17 protein-coding genes and 1 pseudogene are annotated in these 24,221 nt (G+C 61.6%); 5 read left to right on the top strand and 13 right to left on the bottom strand.

The features are described 5' to 3' along the window. Nucleotides 1–901: 901 nt before the first annotated feature. The 8 genes from A6B35_RS29955 to A6B35_RS29920 all read right to left on the bottom strand — a co-directional run bounded on the left by A6B35_RS29955 (nucleotide 902) and on the right by A6B35_RS29920 (nucleotide 10,810). Nucleotides 902–1,372 carry a Ros/MucR family transcriptional regulator gene (locus A6B35_RS29955; RefSeq protein ID WP_040583918.1) on the bottom strand — a complete coding sequence of 157 codons (471 nt, stop codon included), beginning with the start codon at nucleotides 1,370–1,372 and terminating at the stop codon, nucleotides 902–904. 422 nt (nucleotides 1,373–1,794) lie between these two features. Beyond that, complete coding sequence (locus A6B35_RS29950; protein WP_006205775.1) at nucleotides 1,795–1,983, bottom strand: hypothetical protein; 189 nt, start codon at nucleotides 1,981–1,983, stop codon at nucleotides 1,795–1,797. Between the two features lie 327 nt (nucleotides 1,984–2,310). After that, nucleotides 2,311–7,413, bottom strand: coding sequence for a helicase-related protein (locus A6B35_RS29945; RefSeq protein ID WP_006205774.1), 5,103 nt, complete (start codon nucleotides 7,411–7,413; stop codon nucleotides 2,311–2,313). Nucleotides 7,414–7,497: 84 nt separating this feature from the next. Then, nucleotides 7,498–7,896 (bottom strand): DUF3085 domain-containing protein, encoded by a 399-nt coding sequence (locus A6B35_RS29940; RefSeq protein WP_006205773.1) that lies wholly within the window; start codon nucleotides 7,894–7,896, stop codon nucleotides 7,498–7,500. Nucleotides 7,897–7,905: 9 nt separating this feature from the next. Continuing rightward, nucleotides 7,906–8,511: a DUF1419 domain-containing protein gene (locus tag A6B35_RS29935; protein ID WP_006205772.1), complete on the bottom strand. Its 606-nt coding sequence runs from the start codon at nucleotides 8,509–8,511 to the stop codon at nucleotides 7,906–7,908. A gap of 331 nt (nucleotides 8,512–8,842) precedes the next feature. Then, nucleotides 8,843–9,745, bottom strand: coding sequence for a DUF3991 and toprim domain-containing protein (locus tag A6B35_RS29930; protein ID WP_006205771.1), 903 nt, complete (start codon nucleotides 9,743–9,745; stop codon nucleotides 8,843–8,845). A gap of 182 nt (nucleotides 9,746–9,927) precedes the next feature. Next, nucleotides 9,928–10,116: a hypothetical protein gene (locus A6B35_RS29925; RefSeq protein ID WP_006205770.1), complete on the bottom strand. Its 189-nt coding sequence runs from the start codon at nucleotides 10,114–10,116 to the stop codon at nucleotides 9,928–9,930. A 484-nt stretch (nucleotides 10,117–10,600) separates the two neighbouring features. Beyond that, complete coding sequence (locus A6B35_RS29920) at nucleotides 10,601–10,810, bottom strand: hypothetical protein (protein ID WP_006205769.1); 210 nt, start codon at nucleotides 10,808–10,810, stop codon at nucleotides 10,601–10,603. A gap of 50 nt (nucleotides 10,811–10,860) precedes the next feature. Between A6B35_RS29920 and A6B35_RS36805 the strand changes: the two are divergent. The 4 genes and pseudogenes from A6B35_RS36805 to A6B35_RS29905 form a co-directional block, all read left to right on the top strand. Beyond that, a pseudogene (locus A6B35_RS36805) lies at nucleotides 10,861–10,995 on the top strand (HrgA protein); the annotation flags it as partial. A gap of 222 nt (nucleotides 10,996–11,217) precedes the next feature. After that, entirely contained in the window at nucleotides 11,218–11,415 is a 198-nt protein-coding gene (locus A6B35_RS29915; protein ID WP_006205768.1) for a ribbon-helix-helix domain-containing protein, read from the top strand. Continuing rightward, the gene (locus A6B35_RS29910; RefSeq protein WP_006205767.1) at nucleotides 11,412–13,181 is read left to right on the top strand and encodes an Eco57I restriction-modification methylase domain-containing protein; all 1,770 of its coding nucleotides are present in this window, start codon (nucleotides 11,412–11,414) and stop codon (nucleotides 13,179–13,181) included. Before A6B35_RS29915 ends, A6B35_RS29910 begins: the two co-directional genes overlap by 4 nt. Continuing rightward, on the top strand, nucleotides 13,178–16,246 hold the full coding sequence (locus A6B35_RS29905; protein WP_006205766.1) for an Eco57I restriction-modification methylase domain-containing protein: 3,069 nt from the start codon (nucleotides 13,178–13,180) through the stop codon (nucleotides 16,244–16,246). Before A6B35_RS29910 ends, A6B35_RS29905 begins: the two co-directional genes overlap by 4 nt. Before the next feature lie 10 nt (nucleotides 16,247–16,256). Here the strand turns inward: A6B35_RS29905 and A6B35_RS29900 are convergent, their stop codons facing one another. The 4 genes from A6B35_RS29900 to A6B35_RS29885 form a co-directional block, all read right to left on the bottom strand. Continuing rightward, the gene (locus tag A6B35_RS29900; RefSeq protein WP_202799471.1) at nucleotides 16,257–17,072 is read right to left on the bottom strand and encodes a hypothetical protein; all 816 of its coding nucleotides are present in this window, start codon (nucleotides 17,070–17,072) and stop codon (nucleotides 16,257–16,259) included. Between the two features lie 177 nt (nucleotides 17,073–17,249). Beyond that, nucleotides 17,250–18,452, bottom strand: a complete 1,203-nt coding sequence (locus tag A6B35_RS29895; protein ID WP_006205764.1) for a hypothetical protein — start codon at nucleotides 18,450–18,452, stop codon at nucleotides 17,250–17,252. Continuing rightward, the gene (locus tag A6B35_RS29890) at nucleotides 18,449–19,708 is read right to left on the bottom strand and encodes a hypothetical protein (RefSeq protein ID WP_006205763.1); all 1,260 of its coding nucleotides are present in this window, start codon (nucleotides 19,706–19,708) and stop codon (nucleotides 18,449–18,451) included. The genes A6B35_RS29895 and A6B35_RS29890 overlap by 4 nt, the downstream gene beginning before the upstream one ends. 449 nt (nucleotides 19,709–20,157) lie before the next feature. Further along, the gene (locus A6B35_RS29885) at nucleotides 20,158–21,285 is read right to left on the bottom strand and encodes an RHE_PE00001 family protein (protein WP_167361633.1); all 1,128 of its coding nucleotides are present in this window, start codon (nucleotides 21,283–21,285) and stop codon (nucleotides 20,158–20,160) included. 274 nt (nucleotides 21,286–21,559) lie between these two features. On the opposite strand from A6B35_RS29885, the gene A6B35_RS29880 reads away from it, so the two are divergent. Further along, the gene (locus A6B35_RS29880; protein WP_040583916.1) at nucleotides 21,560–22,492 is read left to right on the top strand and encodes a recombinase family protein; all 933 of its coding nucleotides are present in this window, start codon (nucleotides 21,560–21,562) and stop codon (nucleotides 22,490–22,492) included. A gap of 314 nt (nucleotides 22,493–22,806) precedes the next feature. Here A6B35_RS29880 and repC read toward each other — a convergent pair whose 3' ends face one another. Then, nucleotides 22,807–24,150 carry a plasmid replication protein RepC gene (gene repC / locus A6B35_RS29875; RefSeq protein ID WP_006205758.1) on the bottom strand — a complete coding sequence of 448 codons (1,344 nt, stop codon included), beginning with the start codon at nucleotides 24,148–24,150 and terminating at the stop codon, nucleotides 22,807–22,809. Nucleotides 24,151–24,221: the final 71 nt, after the last annotated feature.

Below are 24,221 nucleotides of genomic sequence, written 5' to 3'. Positions count from 1 at the left end.
GCCCTCTAGACCGAGGACAGCCCCGAGACGAAGACACGGAAGGCCGGTACCCAACCCCGCGGATGAGAGTCTGATCAACCGTCGTCTCTGAGCTCCACCCCCAGCCCTGTGCAGCTTCAGCCAATCCGACTGCTTCGCAAACCTGCCAAGCAGGCGAGCCTTCTTGCCTTCAACCTTGACAGGGAACATGAGAGCTAGCGGCTCGAAGCTGTCGCGCTGTGATCATGAGGTCACCCATTCATGGTCGGAAGGTCAGCTACGAACTCGTGCAGGACAAACGTTCCGGAAAGACATCGACCGGCGAAGTCCGAACCATCTGACCTTCCCATCGTTGAGCGAAGCCGCGCGCCTCGAACTCTAAAAGATATCGGGCCTTCGCCAAGCATTGCCGTCCCTGATCGCAGAATAGGCGCAGATGGCCAGCCGCGCCATCTCCTCAACCCGGCTCGCTCTATCATGGTCACGGCTGTTTTCGCCCACTTCGTAGAGGGCGTTGCCGAACACCGCGTATGCTGTCTTGTGGACCTCAATCAGCGCTCGCAGGTCGTTGGACAGTTCTCTGTCTCGGCGGCTCCGTGGCCAGAGCCCACAAGGTTTTGTTCTATGTTCTGAAGAGAAACCCGGCTGCTAGCGGGGGACCCCGGTATTGTCCCATTTCGGGACCAAAGTGCCGGCATTGCTCTTGCTTCGGACGTGGTGCCGGTTGATCCCGGTCCTGATCGCGTACTTTGATCAGGTGTAGGCTCGCCGGGCTTGAGGTGGTTGGGGTTTCTTCGCCCGGCGAGTTCCGCCACGCTACGAACAAAGGCCGGCGCCCTCGCTGAAGGGTATCCGAATGGCGCCGGCCATGGGCGGGATTGGGATCCGCCGCGCCTTGACATAGCTGAGTCGTTACGTGGCGTCAGGTGGTGGCGGACACTTTGGCTTTCCGCTTCGCTGGTGCCTTCTTGGCTGATGCGACGGGTTCAGCCTTGCGGCCAAGTCCGATGGATTTCGCCAGTTGCGAGCGCTGCGCGGCGTAATTCGGAGCCGTCATGGGATAGTCGCGCGGCAAGCCCCACTTCTCGCGATAAGCGTCCGGCGTCAGACCGAAGTCCGTGCTAAGGTGCCGCTTCAGGGATTTGAACTTCTTGCCGTCTTCGAGGCAGATAATGAAGTCTGGCGTCACCGACTTCTTCGGGTTGACCGCGGGAGTTTGCCGCTCAACGACAGGCGCGATCGGCATACCAAGCCCGGACAGAGACTTGTGCACGGATGCGATTAGTTCAGGCAGGCCGGTAGTCGGTAGAGGGTTCTTACTTATGTAGGCGGACACAATCTCCGCAGTAAGCTCGGCTAGTTCGGCGGCGCGGTGGTCGAATTCTTCTGTCAATGTGTCGGTCCTTTTGTCTGATTTGTCCCATCTCTATTTGAGCAATGTCCAGTACGCAACCGGGCCTGATCTATTCTGAGCCAATGATGGCGGCCGGCTTTGCGGCGCTGGGCAAAGAGCGACGCCGAAATTGACGCGTTCTTTTTGGCCCGCGACTAAGCTGTAGACCAATAAACAGGCGGCCCGTCAGCCATCTAAGTGACGGGTCGATTACATGCCGATTAGCTAAAATAACGGAACGTCCAACGGACAAGTACGGAACCAAAGCGGTTACGTCAGACCTTTGCTCGCATGGCGCAAGACTTTGGTCCTGCCGTCTTATGGTGAAGAACGGGATTTGATCGGCACGACATAGGGCCATCCCGCAATGGATCGATAGCAAACTGAATTTAGGTGGCTATGGTGTGAACGCGGAAGTCGGGTCAGATCCGTTTGAAGTCCTTAAGCCCTAGGCGTATCCGCTGGCCTTCCGCGAAGGCAAGGGCGACCGATTCTAGGTCGAATGATCGGGTAAGTTCTTCGCCGTTCCCAACAACACGGACGAACCACTCGCCCATGGCCTCGACTATCTCAACGGACGTGTGGTTTGCGCCGCCTTTGGTGTCGTCCATCGCAACTGCCTCGTGTCTGGATGGGGACAAGACGAAACAATATGACTGCTCGGCTTTCAAGCGCTAAAAGGCCGGCGCCTGCTTTTGCGGGGGGGTCTGGCAGGCGCCGGCCGGACGGTCCAATCAGGTCCGCCGCGATGATCCAGTTAGCTGATTCTTGACGTTACGTCATGTGGTCTGGCTGGCCGGAGCCGAGCACGACCGAAACGTGGCATCAACATGGGTAAGCAGTTCGGCGCGCCACCTGCATCGCTTACACACGGGCCGCCTTGAACCTTTTCTGCCGGTCAATGCCTGACACAATAACCGGCAGCCTGTGTCAGCCTGCTATGCGGCTGCACGCGGATCCCGGCCATCAATCGAAGACGCAAGATCGGCTTCGATTTCCGCAAGCTGCCGGCGCTTCTCGGCCAGTTCACCAGAGAATCCGAACTCGCCGCCCTGACGCGAGCGATAGGAGGTGAGCCTGCGCTCGGCATCCACACGACGCTGGCGGTATTGTACCTGCTCGCCCTCGAAGCCGGCCAAGGCATGCTCGAGGCGAGAAATCGCACCAAGCGGCGTGGTGGTCACCGCGAGCTCAATCTCATCATCGGCGCCGGTGCGCATCAGCATGGTGGCATAGCGGTAGCCGTCCTTGCCGAAGCGCTCGCCGGAATATTCGAAATCGAACCCGCCGATGGAGGCGATGGTGGTTTTGCCTTCCTGCTGAAGCTGCACGAGGGTCAGGATTTCCTTCATCAGCGCACGACCGGCGAGTTTGCGCTCCGTGACCGCGTCGCCTCCGACCACCATACTGAACCCATCGCCGGTCGTCGGCACGAGCCGCTCGATATCCTTGCCGACCTCGCCGATGCGCCGGGCCGAGTATTCGATATCGCGCTCGGCATCACGGATCTGCCGGCGAACGGCGTGCTCATCATCAATGTGGGCCGCGCGAAGGCGCTCCAGACGGGCAATGTCCGCCTCCAGACCTGCCTTCTGCATCAGGCGCGGATCGCCTGAGGCGATCGCCTTGGCCATCGCGAACTGGTTGGCCTGCCCCTCACCCATATCCTCCAACCGCCGAATGGACGTGTCACCGGACAGAGCGGCCGCGATGAACCGGGCCTTGCGCTCGTTGTTCTGCCACATCTGGGCATCCATCGATCCTTCCGTGGCGTAGGCGAAGATATCGATGACATCGTGCTGGTTACCCTGCCGCAGGATACGGCCTTCGCGCTGCTCGATCTGGGAGGGAAGCCACGGCACATCGAGATGATGCAGCGCCTTGAGGCGGAGCTGCGCGTTGACGCCGGTGCCCATCGTGTCGGAAGAGCCGACTAGGAACCGGATTTTTCCAGCGCGCACATCGCTAAACAGGCGCTGCTTGGCCTCGGACTTCTTGAAGTCCTGCATGAAGGCGATCTCGGAGGGCGGAACGCCCATGCGGACCAGCTCGTCGCGGATCCAGCGATAGGCCGAAAAGCCTCTGGTTTTTTCGACGCTGATCGTGCCGAGATCGGAAAAAATCATCTGCGCTGCGCCCGCAAGCTCGAACGGCTTGCCGTCAGGGCGGACATAGCTGCTTTGCGCTGTTTCTTGCCAGATACAGAAGGCATTGCCGATCAGGGCGTTGAGCTTGTTGTCAGGCTCATTGTCATCGTCCGGATCGACCAGGCGCAGGTCGATAGCGGCGTGCCGGCCATCGGTGATAACCGAGAGCAGGATGTCGTCACCAGGTTCTGCCGGACGGTCGCGTTCCTCGATGGCCTTGATGCGGGCATCGAGCACCATCTGGTAGCGCTTGAAGGCCGCGGACGGCTTGGCGGTGATGATCTGACGCGCGCCGGTGGAAAGCGCCGGCACCTTCACATAGTCTCGAAGGTCTTGCGGCATCACCACATCCGCGAAGGAGCGGAACATCGCGATCAGCTCCGGCACGTTGACGAAGGTGGCGAAGCGCGTCACCGGCTTGTATTTGCCGGATGGCTGCAATTCGAGTTCAGTCGTGACGTCGCCGAAGGTCGAAGCCCAGGCGTCGAACTCGTGCAGACCGCGCTGAAGCAGCGCCTCGTAACCGAGATAACGCTGCACGGAGAACATCTCGCCAAGCGTATTGGTGATCGGCGTGCCGGAGGCCAGCACGAGCGCCCGGCCCGGATTCTTCGTCTCCACGAACCGGGATTTGACATAAAGGTCCCAGGCCCGCTGCGAGCCGTTCGGATCGACGCCCTTGAGCGTCGACATGTTGGTGGCGAAGCTGAGCTTCCTGAACTCCTGGGCTTCGTCGACGATGATCTGGTCGACGCCGATCTCGGAAATGGTGAGCAGGTCGTCCTTGCGGGTCGCCAGCGCCTCCAGCCGTTCCTTGAGCCCCTCCTTCAGCCGCTCGAGACGCTTGCGCGAGACGCGGTCGTCGCCCTCGACCTTGGTCAGCAGCGTCTCGTAGAGTTCCAGCTCTTGCCTGATCATCTGCTGCTCGAATGCCGAAGGCACGCCGATGAAGCGGAAGGCGCTGTGCGTGATGATGATCGCATCCCAGGTCGCCGTCGCCGCACGTGAAAGGAAGCGATGTCGCTTGGCTAAAGAAAAATTCGTCTCATCGGCCACGAGGATTCGCGCGTTCGGATAGAGCGCCAGGAACTCGCGTGCCGCCTGTGCAAGGCAATGGCCGGGAACGACCAACATGGCCTTGGCGATCAGGCCAAGCCGGCGCTGCTCCATGACGCTCGCGGCAATCGTCATGGTCTTGCCGGCGCCGACGGCATGGGCGAGGTAGGTCGAGCCGGCCGAGACGATGCGCCAGATGCCGCGCTTTTGGTGCCCATAAAGAGAAAAGGCGCCGGAGGCGCCTGGAAGTCGCAGGTGATCCCCGTTGAATCGTCGGGGGGCGATGTTGTTGAAGCGGTCATTATAGACCCGCGCCAGCCGGTCGGTGCGGTCGGGATCGGACCAGATCCAATTCTGGAAAGCGGTCTTGATCTTCTGCAGCTTTTCCTTGGCGGCTTCGGTATCCACGACATTGAGCACGCGCTTTTCGGCAGGGCCCTCCTTCACCGTATCGAAGATCTGCGGCACCCGGCTGTTCAGCGCGTCGGCTAGGAGCTCGCCGGCATGACGGCGATCGGTGCCCCATTCGGACGTGCCGGCCGCCATCCATCCCAATTGCCGCGCCTCTACGGTCCACGATGCCAGCTCCGGCATATGATGGATCCTGATCTCGGCACCCATCGTCTCCTTGACGAAGGCGACGACATCGGCGGCGGGGATCCATGGTGCGCCAAGACGGGCGGTAATATCGGAAGGCCGAAGATCGGCCGGCTGAACCTCGATCAGGGCACGGACATTGCGCTCGAAGACGGGGTCGAGTGCGGCAGCGGCTTTTGCGGCCTTGAGCTTGTCGCGGACCTGGCCGGAGAGATAGGCGTCGGCCGTTTGCCAGGAACCGGTCTCGGGATCATGGTAGATGGCGTCGCCGAGTTCGGTGATGACTGCTTCGGCATCGGCGTGCAGCAATTCGGTGATGTGATCGACGTCGACATGGCCGCGTTCGTTGAGCACGACGGCAAGCGCATCGGCGGCACTTGTGATGATGGGTGCCGCGGGCGGCGCGATGACGCGCTCGGTGAAAATCGGACCCGGCCGGGCGGTATTGGTTTCGAGATCGTAGTCCTCGATGGAGGCGACCAGCCAGCAATCGGGATCGTCGAGGAAGGGCTGCAGGTTCGGCCTGCGATGCACTTCGCGGACCTCGCCCGTTTCGGCGTCCTCGCTGGTGGAAACGACGGTCGTGTTGATGGGACCGAAGGCACGCACAAAATTCGACCAGGCGATGCGCAGCCTGACTTGGGCCGGCTTCCAGGGCCGGTTGAACTCCTGGGCCTTCAGGACTTCACGCACGGCATCGCGTATGGGGATCAATTTACGGATGATACGCGCGTGCTTTTCCGGCACGCCTTCGCTCGCCCCGCCCTTGCGCACGGTGATGGTCACAGCAGCGCCATCGATCATCTGCACGAGGGCGCTATTTTTCGCGACGAAGAAACTGCCCTCGCGCACGCCGGCGCCTCCCGGCACGGCATCGACGATATCGGCACTGGGCTCGGCGTCATGATCAATCTCATCATCAATCTCGTCCGGCTCGCCGTCATAAATGGCTTCCGGAAGGAGGGAGATCGCTGTGGTGAGCGCCCGTTCCAGATCGACACCGGGATGGGGCAGGCAGGAATAGGCCTCGCCGTAAGGTCCCGAGATCGTGGCATGCGTGCCGAGCACGAAATCCGGGTGGCGCGCGAACCAGCGGTTCACGCGGATCGCGCCTTCACCCTCCGTCGCCTGGCGGACTTCCTCGGTGTCGAGCCATGACAGGTCGCCTTCTGGCTCGCCGATCTTGCGCTTGCGGAAAAACAAAATGTCGACCACGACGTCGGTGCCGGCGTCGGCCCGGAAACTGCCCTCGGGCAGGCGCATGGCGGCAATCAGATCGGCCGACTTCGCAATGTGCTCGCGCGCGGTGCTGTCTGCCTTGTCCATCGTGCCCGAACTGGTGACGAAGGCGCCAAGAGCCTCCGGCTTCAGCAGATCGATCGACCGGGCAATGAAGTAGTCATGCAGCCGCAATCCCATCGACCGATATGCCCGGTCGGAGCGCACGGTTCGATCCGAAAACGGTGGATTGCCGATGGCGAGGTCGAAGGTCGCCGGCAGCTGCGTGGCGGCAAAGTCTCCGGTTATGATCCGCGCTTGCGGCTGCAACTGCCGGGCGATGCGCGCGGTGACGGGATCGAGTTCGATTCCAGTGACGTGGGAGACGCCGCGCAGGGACTGCGGCATCAGCGCCGGAAACAGGCCAGTTCCGACGCCTGGTTCAAGAACCCGACCGCCGCGCCATCCGAGACGCTGGAGGCCTGACCAGATCGCCCGCACGATGAACTCAGGCGTAAAATGGGCATATTGGGTGCAGCGCGCGAGCGAGGCATAGTCGATCTCGCCGACGGCATCTTCCAGGTCCGAGCCGATCTCGCCCCAGCCTTTGCGAAATTCGCTCTCGCCGGGGCGGCGGAAGACGCCATTGGCAAGGTCGGACGCGCCGAAGCCGGTGAACCGGATCAGCCGCTCCTGCTCCTCGCGCGTGGCAGAGCGCTCATCGGCCTCGATCTCGGCGGCGAGCCGGATCGAAGCGATGTTGTCGCCGGCCCGATCCTTCCAGCCACGGGCCAGCCCACGATCGCCGGCAAGATGAAAGTTCAGTCCATGACCCCGTCGAGGCTTCGACGTCGGTTGCATGGCTGCAACCGCCGGCGTGACCGGCGAAGGCGCGGAAGAATTGGGATCATCGTCATCGCCCGGCCCGAAGTCAGCCGCGAAGGCGGTGACGCCAAGGCCGAGTCCGGACGAAATGGCCGTGCTGCCGAACAGGTCGATGGTAAAGGGGTCGTCATGGGCCATGAAAAATCTCCTTGGATTTGAGGGCAAGCGCGAGCACGCGGACGCCGTTGGCGGCCGCGTGAAAGGCTGGCGGGTTGGCTGGGGTTAGCGGGCGATCAGCGAGAGCGAGACTTCGGTCTCGGTGAGCTGCACGTTGAGATGCGTGCAGCGAAGGTTGCGATCGAACAGCGGGATCAGTTGCTCGGCGTCGATGAATTCGATGCCGTCGTCACCGCCGAAATGCCGGCGCTTGTAGTCCCACCAGTCGGGATTGCCGACAGGGTGGCATTGCTCCGAATAGGCGACGAGCGCACGTGCGCCCTCGGCGAGTTTGCCGTTGGACATGATGTAGACGCCCTCGTCGCCGACCAACCAGAGGCCGGGCCGTTCGCCCTCACCGGGCCTCGTCCCATAGTAGGGATTGCGGAAGCCTCCATTGGCGGCGGCATCGGCAATGCCGCGATCGATCACCTTGCGGACGGCAAGGATGGGAAAGGTAAACATCGCACCACCTCACGCCGCCGCCTGGATCGGGAGATGGCGCAGATGCACCGGCAGCTTGGCCGCGATCTCATCATCGGTGAGTTCGTCGAGCAACTTCAGCGTGGTGCCCTGCCGGCCGCCATAACAGAGCACCGTGCGCTTGCCGCGATGCTCCGGCAGCCAGCGGTCCCCGGCATAGCCACGGTAATCGTCGTGCGTGGCGCTCCAGATATGCTCCAACCGCTCTTCGCGCGTCATCGCCTTCACCGGCCAGGACTCGCGCTCGACGATGGCATCGCGCATTTCGGCAGGCGATCGCGCCACATTCAGATCGCAATAGGCATGATAGTAACGCGTTCCGCCGTCGATGCGCAGTGTGTAGAAGACGCTGGTGATGCTATCGGTAAGAAACTCGCGTAGCGCGAACATCTCGCCTCGCATCCAGAGCGGTGGCAGAATTTCCAGCATGTAGTCGTGCTCGGCGCGGCCGACTCCAAACCACTCCCCGAGATAAAGAGATCCGGCATCGACGTGATCCCGGTTCGGGCGCTGCGCATGGCGGTCGAACAAACGGAACATCTGCCGTCGGTCGGCAATGCCCTGGTAGACTTTACGGATGGGAGAAAAGGGGTTCATCGGCGGGCTCCTTCAGCCTCGTCGGGCCTGAGCGCGCAACACCCTCGTGGATGCCCATCATCTTCAGCCCTTCATGACCCCTTCCCAGCGGCCGCCTCTCCGTCCGGGCGGGTCAAGGGCCGGCGCAGCCGGGCGAAGCTTCACCCTTGCACGCGACCGGCGGGCATGCGGCAACCCGGTTTCCTTTCCTTTTCTCTCTCTTCCTCCCCAATTTGGCGGTGCGAACCTGCTGTCATGCCCGCGTGGCGCAGACTTTCGAGTTGACATGGTCATTGGCAAAGCGCTGGCAGCGATCTTCAATCTTGCGCCGGCGGTTGAGTGATCGGCGCCGTCAGGCGGATGCCGCGTCCTGCAGCATCGCGTTCCAGTCTTCGGCGCGCGGCTTCAGCCGCTCAAAGTCGCAGGCGAGCTCGCCGGCAAGCTCACGCAGCCTCGACACGAATGCCTCGCCTTGCGGGTTGGCGTCGGTGGCCGCCACAAGCCGCGTGTTCGGCCTTGCCCCCAACAGGCGAAGAGCCGTGTCCGTCGCCGGCGACCAGCCGCCGCCGGTGCTGGCATACAGCGTATCACGCCGGATCCGTTCGATCGCGGCCAGGCTCATGGCGTCGATCGCCGCTTCGGTGACGCAGATGCGGGTGGCTGTCATCGTCGTCCCCAACCGGAACAACATCTTGCCGCCTCCAGCCGCAAAACCCCGCCATTGCGGGCCGCGCTCCTCCCAGCCGGTGACGATGCCGGCCACGTCTCTGTGGGCGGCCCACATGCTGCCGAGCGGGCCTTCCCTCAGAACGTTCTGGGCGATAGCTGTGCGGATGACCTGTTCGGGAATGCGCCGCTCATCGCGCAGATAGCGCCAGGTCGCCGACCCGCGCCACGGCTTTCGTCGTGCCGCCCAACGTGCCGGGACGGACTGGTCGGGTTCGCTCTCGCGGGACCGTCGTTTCCATTCGGGCTCGCTCGGCACGAATCCCACAAGCGACGCTACCTGCACGAAGGCTTCCATGAAATCGCCGCCGTCCAGATGCTGGACCAGCGAATAGACATCGCCCTTTGCATCCGACAACGGGTCGAACCATCCCTTGCCGTCATGGATGACGATGATGATATCGTCGCCACGGCGGTATTTGACCGCTTTGCGGGTGCTTTCCTTGAGGTCGACCGCAAAGCCGCCGGTCTCCAGCACCGCCGCACAGCCGACCCGGCCGCGCAGCTCTTCTATATCCGCCTTTTCCATTCTTCTCTCCCGGCAGCCTACCTGCCGGCCTTTCTCCAAGTCTGTCTGCTCCATACAATTTCGCGGAACACTCCGCGACCGCCGCGAAGAGCAAAGGCGGCAAGGGCGCGGCTTCCGCCGCGGCGCAGCCTCCCTTGCGGCCTGCCGCTCGCAAGCGGCACGCCGTGGCATAGAGGGCCGGTTCAATGAACCGGCCGTCCGCCCGTGTATGGGCAGTATTCGGCGATCGCCTCGACCTCGTCGCCGTCGAGGTCTTCAGCAGGGAGAACGCCGTACTCGTTGTCATTGACCTTGAAGAGGATGACCGGCGTCATCAGGGTGCGAGCGAGGTTCCAGGCGTGGCTCTGAGCGAGGCTGAGTTCGTGCGACATGTGTTGGCTCCCGTGTTCGCGGGGACCATTCCCCGCTCGACAGGCGCCCGTCGGGTCCAGCCGGGACCGCGATCATCGCGATGGCGAAGCCTTGAGCGACGGCACGCTTGCGTAGTCCGACCCCGAAGCGGGTTGATCGGCAAGGTCCGGGCTGGAACAAGGGAATTAAGCCGAAAGAGCGGGAAATGGGCCCTGCAAAGGAGCCAAGCCACTCGCCGCGAAACCTCGCGGATTCATGCCTGCAGCACTTGCGGCTGACTTATGCCGGCTTCAACAAGGTTTAGGCGAAAAAACCGTTCTTCCTGTTCCGACGATGCCGCCACGATAGTGGCGTCCGCACAAAGAACTCCATCCGGGCACACCATGGCCGACGAGAATACGAGAGGCACATCAGCCTGATCGGGCTGACCGCCGATATGTCGCCTGGGATTGGCAGTGAAGGAACTTCAGATGCTGCGTATCCAGGTCCTGTATCCCGATCAAATCACGCCCCGCTCGGTAGCTGTCCCTTGAGGCGCGCGCCGGCGAGTTCGAGGAGCGCCTGGGCTATCTCGTCCTCGGTCCAGCCGAATTCCGCTGCGCACTGACCCAATTGCTGGAGGGCCGGTTCCAAGGCGAGCTGGCGTTGAAGGCCGCGGTCCGGATGGTCGACCGGGCAGCTTGGTTGCACGATCGCAATGACCGAACGCTCCATTGCAGGCCATGGGCTCTCGCCCTTCTCCTTTTGCCACACGAGGCGTGCTAGCTCACGGCATCGGACTAATCCGCCTGGATGAGGAGAACCCAGCTGAAAGCCAGGTACATGTCCCGGCACGGGAGCGGCCGGATCTTGAGTGGGCAATGTGCAGCAGACTCGCCGTCGAGAACAAGGACTACATCTAGCCCTAATAACTCACCAGTCCGGATCCGGCCTCAAACGAGATGATTCGCAGCGCCAAGGCGTGCCGGCAGAGTCGGCCAAGGGCTCGCCCGTTTCATGCGCGTTCCGACGCGGCGAAGAAGGCGGCAAGGAGCAAAAAACAGTGTGAATGTCGCTATGCTTTTTCCTTTTACTAGCTTATGCACCATTACGGTGTAATGTGGTGCACAAGACCTAACAAAATGAAGGCCATGCCGACCACCGCCCATCAGGATGAAAAATCCTCGCATCGGCTCTCAGTCAGTTTGACGGCGGAGCAGCACCGGGAACTCGCCGAAATCGCACGGAAGAATCGGGTGTCTGTTGCCTGGGTCGTCCGCGAGGCGATCGATCGGTTGCTGAAAGACGAAATGCCGCTTCTGCACGTGGGGAAAGAATGACAAGCGAACGGGGCCAGTCCCGCAAAACGAACGGCGCGACGCCGGCCAAGGTGAGCGCATCGCCGGCGGGGCGCTTCACGGACCTCGACCAGGACAAGCTGCGTGGCGGCTATTATACGTCGGCGGAAGTCGCGCACTGGCTTTGCGCATGGGCCATCCGTGAGGCGTCGGACAACGTGCTGGAGCCGAGTTGCGGCGATGGCGCGTTCCTCGCAGCCGCCGCCGAGCGCTTCACGCAGCTCGGCGTGCGCGGCCCTGATATTGCGGATCGCCTGACAGGTATCGAGATTATCCCGGCAGAAGCCGAGCGTGCCACCGATCGTCTCCGTCCGGCACTGGGCCTTCGCGCCGGCGACGTGGTGAAAATGTCGGACTTCTTTGGCTGGTGGCAGGGCAGCGTTCAACCAAATTTCGATGCCGTGATTGGCAACCCGCCCTTTATCCGATATCAGTCCTTCCCCGAGCCGCACCGCTCGCGCGCCATGGCGATGATGGGAGAGCAGGGTCTCTCTCCTAATCGCCTGACCAACATATGGGTGCCCTTCGTCGTCGCTTCGGCCGCCAGCTTGCGGCCCGGCGGACGCATGGCCCTAGTCCTGCCGGCAGAGCTGCTGCAGGTCACTTATGCCGCGCAGTTGCGCTCTTTCCTGACAGACCGCTTTTCGCGGATCGATATCGTTGCGTGCAACGAGCTGTTTTTCGAGAAGGCCGAACAGGAAGTGGTCCTGTTGCTCGCCGATGGCGCTTTGGCCGAGGCATCGGAGACGAATACCTGCCGCGTCGCGATGACCGAAGCCACGACCGTCGGCGAAATCACGAAGCGGAAGCCTGCAGCGCTCCTCAAGGCCGCCCAGCCGAAAACGATCCAGCACGACAATGAGAAGTGGCTGAAATATTTCCTCACCGCCCGCGAGATCGCCTTCATGCGCGAGCTGCGCCAGGCGGAGAACACGACCGCCATGGTGACTCACGCTAGCGTCGATGTTGGCGTTGTGACCGGCAAGAACGAGTTTTTCGTACTGTCTGGCGAGCAAGTCGAAGCTCTCGGACTTGAGGGATACACAACGCCTCTTGTGTCGCGTTCCGTGCAGCTCAGAGGCACCCGGCTCGGGAAAGCGGACTGGAAGACGCTTTCCCGAGCCGGCGACCGCGTTCACCTGTTGAACATCAGCGCCGCTCAGGCCAGCAAGCTCAGCACCGCACTGCGGCGCTATATCCGCGATGGCGAAGAGAAAGAATACCACAAGGGTTATAAGTGCTCGATCCGGAGGCCCTGGTTCACCGTGCCGTCCGTCTGGACGCCAGACGGCTTTATGTTCCGGCAGATTTATGATTTCCCGCGCATCGTCCTCAATAATTCGGGCGCAACCTCGACGGATACGATCCATCGTTTGACTAGCAAATCGGGGAAACCTGAGCGGGTTATCGCCAATACCTACACATGGCTAACGGCGGCTTCCGCAGAGATCGAGGGCCGGAGCTACGGCGGCGGCGTCCTCGAGCTTGAGCCTACCGAAGCCGAACGCCTGATGATGCCGGCGAAGCTCAACGGCGCCATGCCGCTTGCGGAAGCTGATCGCCTGACTCGCGCCGGCGCGTTGGACACCGTGCTTGAAGAGAATGCCCGCATCGTTCTGATGGGACACATGGGTCTGTCATCGGCCGACTGCGTCATTTTGCGGGATATCTGGACCAAGATGCGCGACCGTCGCATGGGCCGTCGGCGCGGCGCTCGGGGAAAGGCGGCACAGGACAGCGGCTCATGACGGACGACCCGCTCAAGGCGGCCGCCCGCGTTCGCGTCGGCGAACTGGTCCGAAATTTCCAGCGTCACGAGGCGGACTATCTTCGCGCCGTCTATAACGAAACCCAGGCCCGCACCGATTTCATCACGCCGCTGCTGGAGGCCTTTGGCTGGGATGTCCACAATGCGACAGGACAGCCGCTCGGGCTCCGTGAGGTCATCGAAGAAGCCACCGTTGAGGTGGACGAGGAAAGGCTTTCCAAGAAGCCGGACTACGAGCTGCGCCTGGCGCGACAGCGCAAGCTCTTCATTGAGGCGAAGAAGCCGAGCGTCCGCATCGACCGGAACCGCGACGCGGCTTTTCAGACCCGCCGCTACGGCTTTTCGGCAAGCCTGCCGATCGCCGTCCTCACCAACTTTCACCAGCTCGCCGTTTATGATTGCGTGCCGAAACCTGTCCTCACCGACGAAGCTCCGATCGCACGGCTGCTGCTGATCCGATATGACGAATTCGAGGCCCGCTTCGACGAGCTTTGGCCCCTCCTGTCCCGCCAGGCCGTTTACTCCGGCGATTTCGACCGTCGGTTCGCCGTCGATGTCTCGCGGCACGGTGCCGAGCAGTTTGATGATTTCTTCCTGCGGCAGGTCAAGTCATGGCGCGAGCGCCTTGCCGTAGACATCCATGCCCATACGCCCGGCCTCAGCCCGGCTGAGCTGACCTATGCGGTTCAGCTCTTCCTCTCCCGCATTGTGTTTCTGCGCATCTGCGAGGACCGGGAAATCGAGCGCTACGAAACCTTACGAAGCCTCGCAGCAGCCAATACCTTCGACGCGCTCATGGCCGAGCTGCGGCGCGCCGATGATTTCTATGATTCTGGACTCTTCAGATTGCTTGATGACGCCCGGCTGGGAATCCGCATCAGCGACGCGGTCCTGCATGGCATCATTGCCGAGCTTTACTACCCGCAGAGCCCCTACACCTTCGCCGTCGTCGAGACCGAGGTGCTGGGCGAAATCTACGAGCAATTCCTTGGCGAGGTGATTACCATCACCGCTGGCGGCGCGGTTGAGATCATCAGTAAGCCAGAAGTGCGCGAGAGCGGTGGCGTTGTCCCGACGCCGCGCTACATCGTGGACGCCATCGTTGCGCGCACCCTGGGGCCGGCTCTCGCCGGCAAGAGCCCCGAGGCGCTGGTGGAATTCACGGTCGCCGATATCTGCTGCGGCTCCGGCATTTTCCTACTGGCGGTTCTTGAGATCCTGTTCGATCACCATCTGAGCTGGTATCTCGCCAACGACCGGCAGCGGTACGTCGGGAGCACCATCTATGAAGTGGTAGCCGGGCAATGGCGGCTGACCTTCGAGGAAAAGCGCCGAATCCTGCTGGCCCATGTTCGCGGCGTCGACATCGACACCAACGCCATCGAAGTGGCGCGCTTCAGTTTGTTGCTGAAACTGATCGAGGACGAGACTGCCACAGGGTTGCGCGACTATGTGGCGACCCGCCGCGCGCCTGCACTACCGGCACTCGATGCCACAATCCGGGCAGGCAACAGTCTGGTAAGCCAAGCTGAATGGACGGCCGCCCGCGGCCCCTTGCCGCCGCGGCTGCTGGATAAAGTCAACCCATTCACATGGGCGGCCGAGTTCCCTGTTGAGATGGCACGCGGCGGCTTCAACGTCATCGTCGGCAACCCGCCTTATATCCGCATTCAGAATATGACGGCTTATTCGCCGGAAGAGGCAGCCTTCTATCAGAGCCCTGCGTCGCCCTACACCACGGCGCGGCAGGACAACTTCGACAAATACGCGCTATTCATCGAGCGCGGGCTGACCTTGATTCGCGCCGATGGGCGTCTTGGGCTGATCGTCCCGCATAAGTTTATGACCACCCAGGCCGGTCGTGCGCTCCGGGAGCTGATCACAGCCGGACGGTTGCTGGAGGAAGTCGTGCATTTCGGCGTCCAACAAGTCTTTGGACGCCAGGCCGCCAACTATACCTGCCTGTTGGTCCTCGACCGGGGCGGGCGCAATTCCGTCAATGTCGAGCGTGTCGACACCCTTGAGGCGTGGCGCTACGGCGTTCCCGGTCAGCGCATGGATATCCCGGCAATCGAGCTGGGGGCCGAGACCTGGCAGTTCGCCGACACCGAGACCCGCAGCCTGTTTGCCCGCGTGCGGGCCGCCTTTCCCGATGAGCTGGGCCAGGTCGCCGAGATTTTCGTCGGCGTGCAGACGAGCGCCGACCCGATCTACATATTCAAGGCGGCGGTCGAGACGGCGGCGGCTGTTTCCGTGAACTGGAATGGCCAGTACTGGCCGATCGAGCGCGGCGTGCTGCGGCCCTGTCTACATGATGCGCAACTCTTTCCCTACACCCGCGCGCCGGCGAACGCCTGGATGATTTTCCCCTACGAGCTGGTCGCCGGCGCAAGGCGCACCGAGGCACGGCTGATCCAGCCGGCCAACATGGCGCAGCGCTTCCCCGGCTGCTGGGCCTATCTCTCGGCGCGGCACGCCGAGCTGGAGCGCCGCAACATCGTCGGCGGCGCGGTCGCCGAGCGGCAATTCTACCAGTTCGGCCGTTCGCAAAGCCTGACCAAGTTCGACAGCCCGAAGATCATCCTGCCGATCCTCTCGCTCGAAGCCCGCTACGCCTATGACGACAGCAACGTAATGATGACCGGCGGCGGCAACGGCCCCTATTACATGGTGAGGCCGCGCCCGGATTCCGGGGTCAGCAACTTCTATCTGCTGGCAATCCTGCATCATCCCCTGAGCGAGGCGATGATCCGCACCAACACCAGCCCCTTCCGAGGCGGCTATTACTCACATGGCAAGCAGTTCATCGAGCACCTGCCGGTGCCCGTTCCGCCCGCCCATGAGCGGGCCGAGATCGAAAGGCTCGTTGGGGAGATCATCGCCGCTAATGATGCAGCCCTGGCCGCAAGAACACCGCACCAGCGCAACCTTCACGAGCGAAACGCCGGCGCTTTCCGGGAACAGATTGAAGCCCGCGTCACCGCCCTCTTCGCGCTGTCAGATGCCGACATGGCAGTAGTCCGCGCCGTTCCTGTCCCTGCGTAGGAGGAACTTCCTAAACAATACCAGATCCGTCGGCCGCAGGTTCCGAGTCTACATCAACAGCCTCTTCGATCTCATGCGGCGGCAAGTTTCGATAGCGGTCTATGTATGCTTGATAGATTCTATCATTCATCGTCTCCAAGCGGAGCCGACTGTCTGGCGGGGGAGACTTCATGTCTATTGAACCGTCTTCAGGGTTCCAGATGACGAGCGAGATGCTTTCAGCCAAATGATGCTGATCGAGTTCGTCCTCACGTGATCCCAGCCGGTCAAGCGTTCGGATAAGCGCCTGCTCTTGAGGCCAAAGCAGAGCAGGCCGCGGCAAAGCGATAACGAAGACGACAATGCAGTAAGGGAACCGAGTATGGACGGTCGATGCCTCAGTTGCGAGGTCGTTGATCATGTTCTGCCAGTTTTTTCGAATGCTCCCTGCGTCGTTCAGCGTCTTGCTATCATAGACCAGTCGCGGACCATCAGGTCGATAAGCGGCGTCGTAATTCTGCGGACGAATGCCACCCACGATTCGCGCCTTTCCGACCTCGACCACATCGGGCGCAGGAGGGAGCAGCGAGTTGTTGATTGGACTAGCAACCTTATTTCCAAGCATAGTCGCGAGTGCGTTGCCAAAAGCCACATCAAAAACCAGGCCGAAGTCCATGCCTTGCTTCTTGTCGAAACGGTTTGGTTTCTTCGCTTTAGGAGCTGGTGCGACCGCCCCCTTGTTCTTCGGGTTAACTTCCGAGGCAACAGCACCAAGCCACTTCGCTCCCCAGGTTTTCAGCAAAACCTGATCGAGTTGTATCTTTGGCATCTCTATCAACAAGCCCACGAACACCCCCCGGCCGACCCCACGAACTTTCCTATCCGGTTTCTCTCGGAGCTTTTTGGCTGAAATCGTCTTCCTGAATCAGCATTGTGCTCCGATTCTATCCCGAAGGGGGAAATGGGCTGTGTGACCTTCATGGCCACTGAATGAAAACGGCCGCACGATCGACGAGGCCGGCCGTCACAGCAGACGGCGCTGATTCTTTGCCGGAGCCGGAGGGGGTTTCCTCTTATCAGAGCCTTCCTCGCTCTTGTTCGATATCTTTCGGCCGTCGTTCTTAACTTCCATGAATCTGCCGGAAACGCCAGTGTCAGCCTGCGGATGGCCTGTCCAACCTTCCGCGAATTTCGGTCGGCTGATATCGGCGAAGTCAAGCAACGCACCGAGAAACCCCTTTGTGTCCGCATCGAGGTGATCGAAGGAAACGAGATGTGACGCGTAGGCGGCCTTCTCAAGGGACTTGGCGATGCTGAACAGCTTCTCCGAATTGCTCAGCCTGATGACGATTTCCGCCAGTCCTTCGGCAGGAACCGCATTCAGCTCCGCCGTGAATTTCTCCCGGACCACCTGAGCCAGCCCTGCGCCGTTCGGCAAGTATTCCCTGATCGCAGCCTCGGTCCACCGCAGGTTAGCGAGTGCTCCCTCGGTGTTCGCCCCGAAACGGATGGCGTCAGTCATGTGTCGAACGCGTTCGGCAGAGGGTCTGAGGGCGGTGTCCGCAGACGCGAAATCGAAGGCGGCGGCAGCGATGGCGGCGGCGAGATAGGTGAGGCGTCCGGCTCCCCGAGCGGCGGCGGAAGCAGGATGCGCGTTCACGGCCTCGCGGGCGAACAGCTGGAAGCCTTCAAGCGCGGTATTGGCGCATGACGGCCCGAACCTGTCGGCGACAGCGGATTTCACCTCGTCTATCTTGTCCCTTAAGACGCGACCGTTTCTCGCGTTATCGATATCGGCGATCTCGCCGTTGAACTCCTCTTCGGTCATGCGGTTCAGTCCGGAAAGCGCGTCGCTGTCCTTGAGGCGCTGGAGGTCCGCCCCGTCGATCCACAGGACTCCATGCTTCCGCGCCAGCTCCCGGAGCATCGGGCGGTTGTCGGTCGTGGCCACGCCTGCGCCCTCGACGGAGATGACGCTTGCCACTCCCTTGACGAAGAACAGCCGTTCCGCTGCTTGCGGAGTCCTTTTGTCCTTGATGTCGATGATAGTGCGCCGCCGGGCCAGCGTCGCTGAACGCTCGTATACCCACATGTCGATGTCGGTCAGCTCGACGCCATCATGCCGCAGCTTGATTCCGCGCATAACGAAGAACCCGGCACGGAGGAAATAGGCTCTGACCAGCTCTTCGGTCTTCAGACCCTTAGCACCGCTTGCCGTGGCCATCATAGGCTGCCTCCACCGCGTACGGCGCTCAACAGCGTCCGCATCTGCGACTTGCTTTGAGGGCCCTGTTTCTTTGTCCTGAAATCCGTCCGAGCGGCTTCCGGAGGAGTGTACCCGCTCATGCCAGCGCTCGGAAGCACTTCCAGCGCCGCTGCGGCGGCATCGCCACCCTTCAGAACCTGCAAGGCGATCTGACCGACCTCCATCTTCAGGAGGCGCATCGTGAAATAGCCGTTTCCGGTACGCGTTATCTGGACGACGCGCTCGAACTCCAGCGCCCTGTAGTCGCTCCCGATGGCAGGAGCTGGGCCGACGGCCTCGCCTCGGAGCAGCTTGGCAAGGATCAATTCAACTCCCCAAATCCGGCCGCGGACAGGCGTGCTCTGCGACATGCCGTAGCTGAGAGCGGAAACCAGCGCCTTGGCATGATCAAACGCGTCGTCGATCAGCGGACTGGTAAACTTGTGGAACGCGCCTGGCGACGTCATGAAAGCGTGTTCGCCGGCCTCGTTGGAGACGACGTTAATGTCGAAGACGGCAGCGGCCTGCAGCTTTGAGAGCAGTGGGGCGCCAAGCATCTTCTTGGCGTGAGTGGCTACGACCGCGCCCTTCACCTTGAGCAGCTGCTCGAACTGCTGGAGGCTTGCCTGTTCGGCCGGGGTCAGCGAGTCGAGCACCTTCTTGGTCTTTTCGGCTGTGTTCCGGCGGAACAGGTTGCCGTTGAACAGAAGGCGTTCATCGCCTTCTCCCTCGGCGTCAACGAACCCGATGCCATAAGCTTGGCCGAGGAAATCGGAGGTATCGTTCTTGGTGAGCTTATAGGTGTCGCCGATGTACTCCGACGCAGCCTTCACGCCGACGGGCGAGGACGATGCCAGCTCCGCCAGGCCTATGGAGGCGAGCTCGAAGGGCTGGGGCTCGTTCTCGTCGAAAAGGTCCGAGGCGTGACCAAGCGCGGTGCGACCGGTCACGCCAATGACCGAAACCGAACCGTCAGCGGCGACGTCGATGACCCGCCGATCCTGAAGCTGGGTGAGGCATGCCTGAAGCTCTGTCTTAGGATTCAGGCCGCCGATCCTTGCAGCGGCTATCACTTGGCTCTTGTTCAGGTCCGCTTGCTTGCTCTCCGCAAGCCTGACCAGCAGCGAAGCCGCCTTCGCTGCAAGGTCTATCGCGCTGTAATCTGACGCGCCACGCTGGTCGCCCGAAATCTTCCTGCCGTGATGGATGACCCATGCACCCTTAGTCTGTTTGTCCATGTGAGCCCCGTGCCGTCCCAAGACTGCACTAGCACGGTGTACGCCACATGCACAGGTGACCTCGTTCCCCCTGACCTGAGGGTATCGCAAGGCGTCGACGAACGCGCTGTATGGGCCTGCAAATCGCTCCTTTGTTGACAGATCAGCCGAAAAGACCCGAATCCGGCCCCTCAGGCGGGATGCCCGGTTCAGGCCGGTGGCCCCGGGAGTCCTTGGTCAGCCATCCGGACAGAGGTGCAGGCCGCAAGCATTCGATTCCCGGGGTGTGCTGAGAATCGAAGTTCTGGTCGCCTCGAAAAGCAGCTGCATGGCGTCCGCCGTATTGGCTGGCTTTTGGAGCCGATCTATTCTTTTAACCAGGTTTGTTTTTAGTTTACGGCATTGCAATCCACGACCACACTATTGATAAGCCGCCAGCGTCAGCCCGTCTATTATTCAAAAAGCCATCATCATACGATCCCCCACGCACGAAACCTTCCCCTGCCCGTCATCTCGCGCAGGCGGAGCTCGCCGACCAGATTGAGCGCCCCCTGCTTCGAGACTTTTAGCCCATCCTGAATCATGCCGGTCGAGACGATCGGCCGCGAGAGCACCAGCTCGACCAGGTCAGGCAGTTTTGAGCTGGCACGGCGGTCGCGTAGGCGCCGCTCCATCTGGCCTTTCGCCATCACAAGGCGGTCGTGCTCCTTTAGCCCGGCGAGCGCAGCGTCATGGATGGCGTCAACACAAGCCAACAACCGATCGGGCTGATTGCGCGCCCGTCTCCGCTCGCGCGGAATGTTTTTGGCGCCGAGATGCAGGCTGGCGAGATGGTTGGTGGCGAGACCATCCTGCCGCAGCAGCGCGGCAACGAGCAGCGATCCGAGCCAGGCGGCATGCTGCAGCACCGCGATGTCGGACCAGGCTTCGAGCAGGATCGCCGCGCGCAACACCGCCGGCAACTCCCGCGTTTCCGCGAGGACGGCCTGCCATTCGGCCAGCCGTTCCTCTTCATTCCAGTCGAGATCGTAGATCAAGTCCGGCCGTTCGTCCGAACGCAGCGTCCTTGCCGGCACGTCGGCGCCGTTGAGGATCTTTGATGAGCGCGCCAAGACAGCATCGATCTCGGCAAACTCCTCAGCCAGAAGATCGTCCTCAACATCGTCCCGAACATCGGCTTCAACTACGCTGGTTCCAGCCCCCTGCCCTTCCTGGCCGACACCAACCGCCGCCGATGCCGTGTGCCCGCGACCAGTCAACTCACGTAATCCTTCCCGGCTAAGCGCCCAGTCCGGCTTCTGCGACAAAATTCGCCGGCGGACGCGCAAAACGGCATGCGCCCGGGTGAGCTCGTGGGTCGGAGTGCGGATGTCCATGTGGGCGTCGTGCAGGACGAGGTCTTCGAGATGGACGAGCTCGCCTTCGAGCCACAGCGCGGCGGCCGCGTCGGCGAAGTGCTGGCGCTCGACAAAACCGTCGCGGACGGGGGAACGAGCCAGCCGCTCGTCAAGGCGGGCCAAAACCTCGGTGGCGCGGGCAACCAGTCCGATTAGGGTTTCCAGGGGCAGTTTGTCGAGCGTGTAAGCCATTGTTTTCATGATGGCTGATTCGCGTTAGTCAAGCTATCCGGCAGTTAAGTTGACTTGTAGGGGATTTTCTCTGGCGGCTTTCTCACCATCGATAATGACCCCATATCGGGACTGTACAGCACGACGCCCTGGGACGCTCAGGAGGCCGAAAAACGTTGATTTGCCGGCTCATCGAGGCGGTAGGAGCGATGTAAAGAGCAACTAGAGACGTTTACAAACGATGGTTTGCTGATATCTTCTGTGTTTGTACAAAAGGCCTTTCCGATGCTGAGAGACGCCGCAAATGGCCCGTGAAGCGCAAGAGCGACGCTCCGGTCGACCCCATGGCCGGCAAATCGGCTACGCGCGCGTCTCGACGGACGAACAAGCAACGGAAGCGCAGGAAATGGAGCTGCGGGCGGCCGGGTGCGACGTCGTCGTTCAGGAACATGGATCTGGTGCGTCGAGAGCTCGCCCTGCCTTACTGCGGTTGATCAGCGATATCGGCGCCGGCGATGTCCTGGTCGTTGTGCGTCTCGATCGCCTTGCGCGCTCGGTCAGCCATCTCCTTCAGGTGATCGAGGATCTGACTGAAAAGGGCGCGCATTTCCGATCTCTGCGAGATCCGATTGACACGTCGACGCCACAGGGCATGTTTTCGCTGCAGGTCCTCGGCGCCGTTGCCCAGCTCGAGCGTGCGCTGATTTCGGAGCGGACCAAGGCCGGCATCATCGCCGCACGAGCGAAGGGGCGGCTGCCCGGCAATCCTGCTATCCGGGAGCGCAAGCCGGAAGTCTTGGCGAAGATGACTGCGGTGCAAAAGGCAGCCTATGGCCGACGGCTACAATCAACGATGAACCAGTGGCTTCCGACGGTCCGCCGGATGCGACCGGACCACAACTGGGACGACATCGCTCGGGTCCTGAAGCAGCGTGGCCTCGACTGGACGCCTGAACGACTGCGGCGGGCAGTGAGGTGGCTCGTCACCGAGCATCTGGCCGATTCCTTGCTGCTAAAGCGGGCGTCTCCTCGGTCTCCCGAAGATCGCCTGATGACCCTCGTGGCGGGTATTTCGCAGTCCAACCCAGACCTATCGCTACGCGACATCGCTGACCAGCTCGAGCGCCTGCACGAGCGAACTCCACGAGGGAGCGCAAAATGGTCGGCCTCATCAGTCAAGAACCTGCTCGATCGAGCCCGCCGGCTTGGTCTCGTCGCCGAACTACCCGCTAGCTGACCGAGATACAGGGACGTCATCGCGCTTCAGAACAGCCCTCAGTTTACGCTCCGTGGCTGACGCTCAACATCCCCGAGCCGCTTGTACGCCGCCCAGGCATCAGCTGGAATCGCGCTGTCAGCCCGCGCCAACCACGCCGCACGATCGGATTCGGCAAGTGAGTTCCACCACACCATTCCAGCGGTTTCATCGGGCGTCGGTTTCCGGTCGTGTTCGTTTTTCATATCTTCGATGCTCTCATAAGACGCTTTTCCTAACAAGCGCTGCAGCCACGGTCGATGTCCCACAGTGCGGATCGAAAACCACCGGACTGGTCATGATCCGCGCCCCGGCTTGTTGAGGCTGCGGCGCAAGGCATCGCTGATTTCCAGCCGCGATTCGGTGCGCACAACCTTGCCCGCCGTCTCCAAATCGACGGCAGCAGTTTCAGCACCGTTTCCGGCAGCTTTCGACGCTTCCAGTTTTGCGCGCAGCAAGGCCATCACCATCGGCCAGACCGAGAACTTTCCGGCCTTTGCTCGGTCCGTCAGGCTGCGCAAATAGCCGCCAGCGCTGTTGATCTGGTCCTGCCGCTGGTAAATCGCCGCAATGGTAATCGCCGCCTGCTGCTCGCCCATTGCCGTTCGCGCTTCCTCCCAGGCGCTCGGGCTAATGCCCATTGTCGGTCGGGCAACCTCCGCGGCCGCCAGAAATTCACGCCAGTTGCGGATTCCGCCGCCACCCTTCACCAACCAAAGCGTGTCCGGGCAAGCATCCAGCACGATTCCTAGCGGCAGCTCGCGTTTCGGCAGGCTCCGTACGTTGTCTGTGTCCGCAACGTTGCCGCCCGCTTCTTCTTCGTCTCGTAAGCCGCTTTCAGATTCAAATTTAGAGTCTGGTTTTGAATTCTGTATGTGTCGTCCATTTCCGGACTCAATGGCGTCCACTTTCTGTGTTTTTACAAATGATTCCAATGCTTCACGCACTTCCGCCCAAAGGCCTTCAAGCTCCTCGGCAATCGCCTCGAGGGTCTGTCTAGGTGCGGTGCGTGGTATTTGACCGACAATCGCCTGGTAGGCGTGTTGGACCCTGCCCCAGTTCGCCGGCACGCCTTCCTCAATCCCGGCGTTGATCATCTTGGCGATGTCACGGCGGCATATGGTTAGCCGCTCCTTAACGAGACGAAAGGCCTTCTTCTCAGATCTGACCGCTTCCGCAAGATCCTTGAACTCCTCAGCGCGCGCGATGATCGGCGAGATGTCGAAGCCATAGGCTTGCTCGATCTCGCCCCCCTGCCCTTTCCGGGCGAAGCGCTTGCCGTTCGGACTGTCCCTACGGATGATCAATCCGCACTCGACCAAGACGGCCAAGTGCCGCCGTAACGTCGTTGGAGGCATACCGTTGGCGCGGCGGATCAGCTGATCGTTGGATGGCCAGACGATCAGCTCGCTGTCGCCCGAAAGCGCTGTGTCCGGATGGAACGACAACAGCGCGTCGAGAATGGCCAAAGCGCGATCAGTGGCGCCCAGAGCGATCCTGGCGTCCTTGATATCTTGGAACACATGCCATTTGTGGACGGTCGCGTCCTTCGGCACTGCCCTTGCGGTGACTTGGCTTGAGATCATGCCAAGCGTCATCGGCCGCCGCCCAAAGGGCGTCGTTGCTAGTCGTTGAGTCATGGTTCTGCCCTTCAGCTTTTAGGCAAAGCGAAAGTGCTCACCAAAATGGCGTCCAATCTCCGCAAGGAGAC

It is taken from the genome of Mesorhizobium amorphae CCNWGS0123, assembly GCF_001686985.1.
Lineage (GTDB): Bacteria > Pseudomonadota > Alphaproteobacteria > Rhizobiales > Rhizobiaceae > Mesorhizobium > Mesorhizobium amorphae.
This window is presented reverse-complemented; position numbering and strand designations above follow the sequence as displayed.

Bases quoted from the DNA above. Each gene is read 5' to 3' on its own strand.
- A6B35_RS29950 (WP_006205775.1), bottom strand. From the start codon at position 1,983: ATGGACGACACCAAAGGCGGCGCAAACCACACGTCCGTTGAGATAGTC.
- A6B35_RS29945 (WP_006205774.1), bottom strand. From the start codon at position 7,413: ATGGCCCATGACGACCCCTTTACCATCGACCTGTTCGGCAGCACGGCC.
- A6B35_RS29940 (WP_006205773.1), bottom strand. From the start codon at position 7,896: ATGTTTACCTTTCCCATCCTTGCCGTCCGCAAGGTGATCGATCGCGGC.
- A6B35_RS29935 (WP_006205772.1), bottom strand. From the start codon at position 8,511: ATGAACCCCTTTTCTCCCATCCGTAAAGTCTACCAGGGCATTGCCGAC.
- A6B35_RS29930 (WP_006205771.1), bottom strand. From the start codon at position 9,745: ATGGAAAAGGCGGATATAGAAGAGCTGCGCGGCCGGGTCGGCTGTGCG.
- A6B35_RS29925 (WP_006205770.1), bottom strand. From the start codon at position 10,116: ATGTCGCACGAACTCAGCCTCGCTCAGAGCCACGCCTGGAACCTCGCT.
- A6B35_RS29920 (WP_006205769.1), bottom strand. From the start codon at position 10,810: ATGGAGCGTTCGGTCATTGCGATCGTGCAACCAAGCTGCCCGGTCGAC.
- A6B35_RS29915 (WP_006205768.1), top strand. From the start codon at position 11,218: ATGAAGGCCATGCCGACCACCGCCCATCAGGATGAAAAATCCTCGCAT.
- A6B35_RS29910 (WP_006205767.1), top strand. From the start codon at position 11,412: ATGACAAGCGAACGGGGCCAGTCCCGCAAAACGAACGGCGCGACGCCG.
- A6B35_RS29905 (WP_006205766.1), top strand. From the start codon at position 13,178: ATGACGGACGACCCGCTCAAGGCGGCCGCCCGCGTTCGCGTCGGCGAA.
- A6B35_RS29895 (WP_006205764.1), bottom strand. From the start codon at position 18,452: ATGATGGCCACGGCAAGCGGTGCTAAGGGTCTGAAGACCGAAGAGCTG.
- A6B35_RS29890 (WP_006205763.1), bottom strand. From the start codon at position 19,708: ATGGACAAACAGACTAAGGGTGCATGGGTCATCCATCACGGCAGGAAG.
- A6B35_RS29885 (WP_167361633.1), bottom strand. From the start codon at position 21,285: ATGAAAACAATGGCTTACACGCTCGACAAACTGCCCCTGGAAACCCTA.
- A6B35_RS29880 (WP_040583916.1), top strand. From the start codon at position 21,560: ATGGCCCGTGAAGCGCAAGAGCGACGCTCCGGTCGACCCCATGGCCGG.
- repC (WP_006205758.1), bottom strand. From the start codon at position 24,150: ATGACTCAACGACTAGCAACGACGCCCTTTGGGCGGCGGCCGATGACG.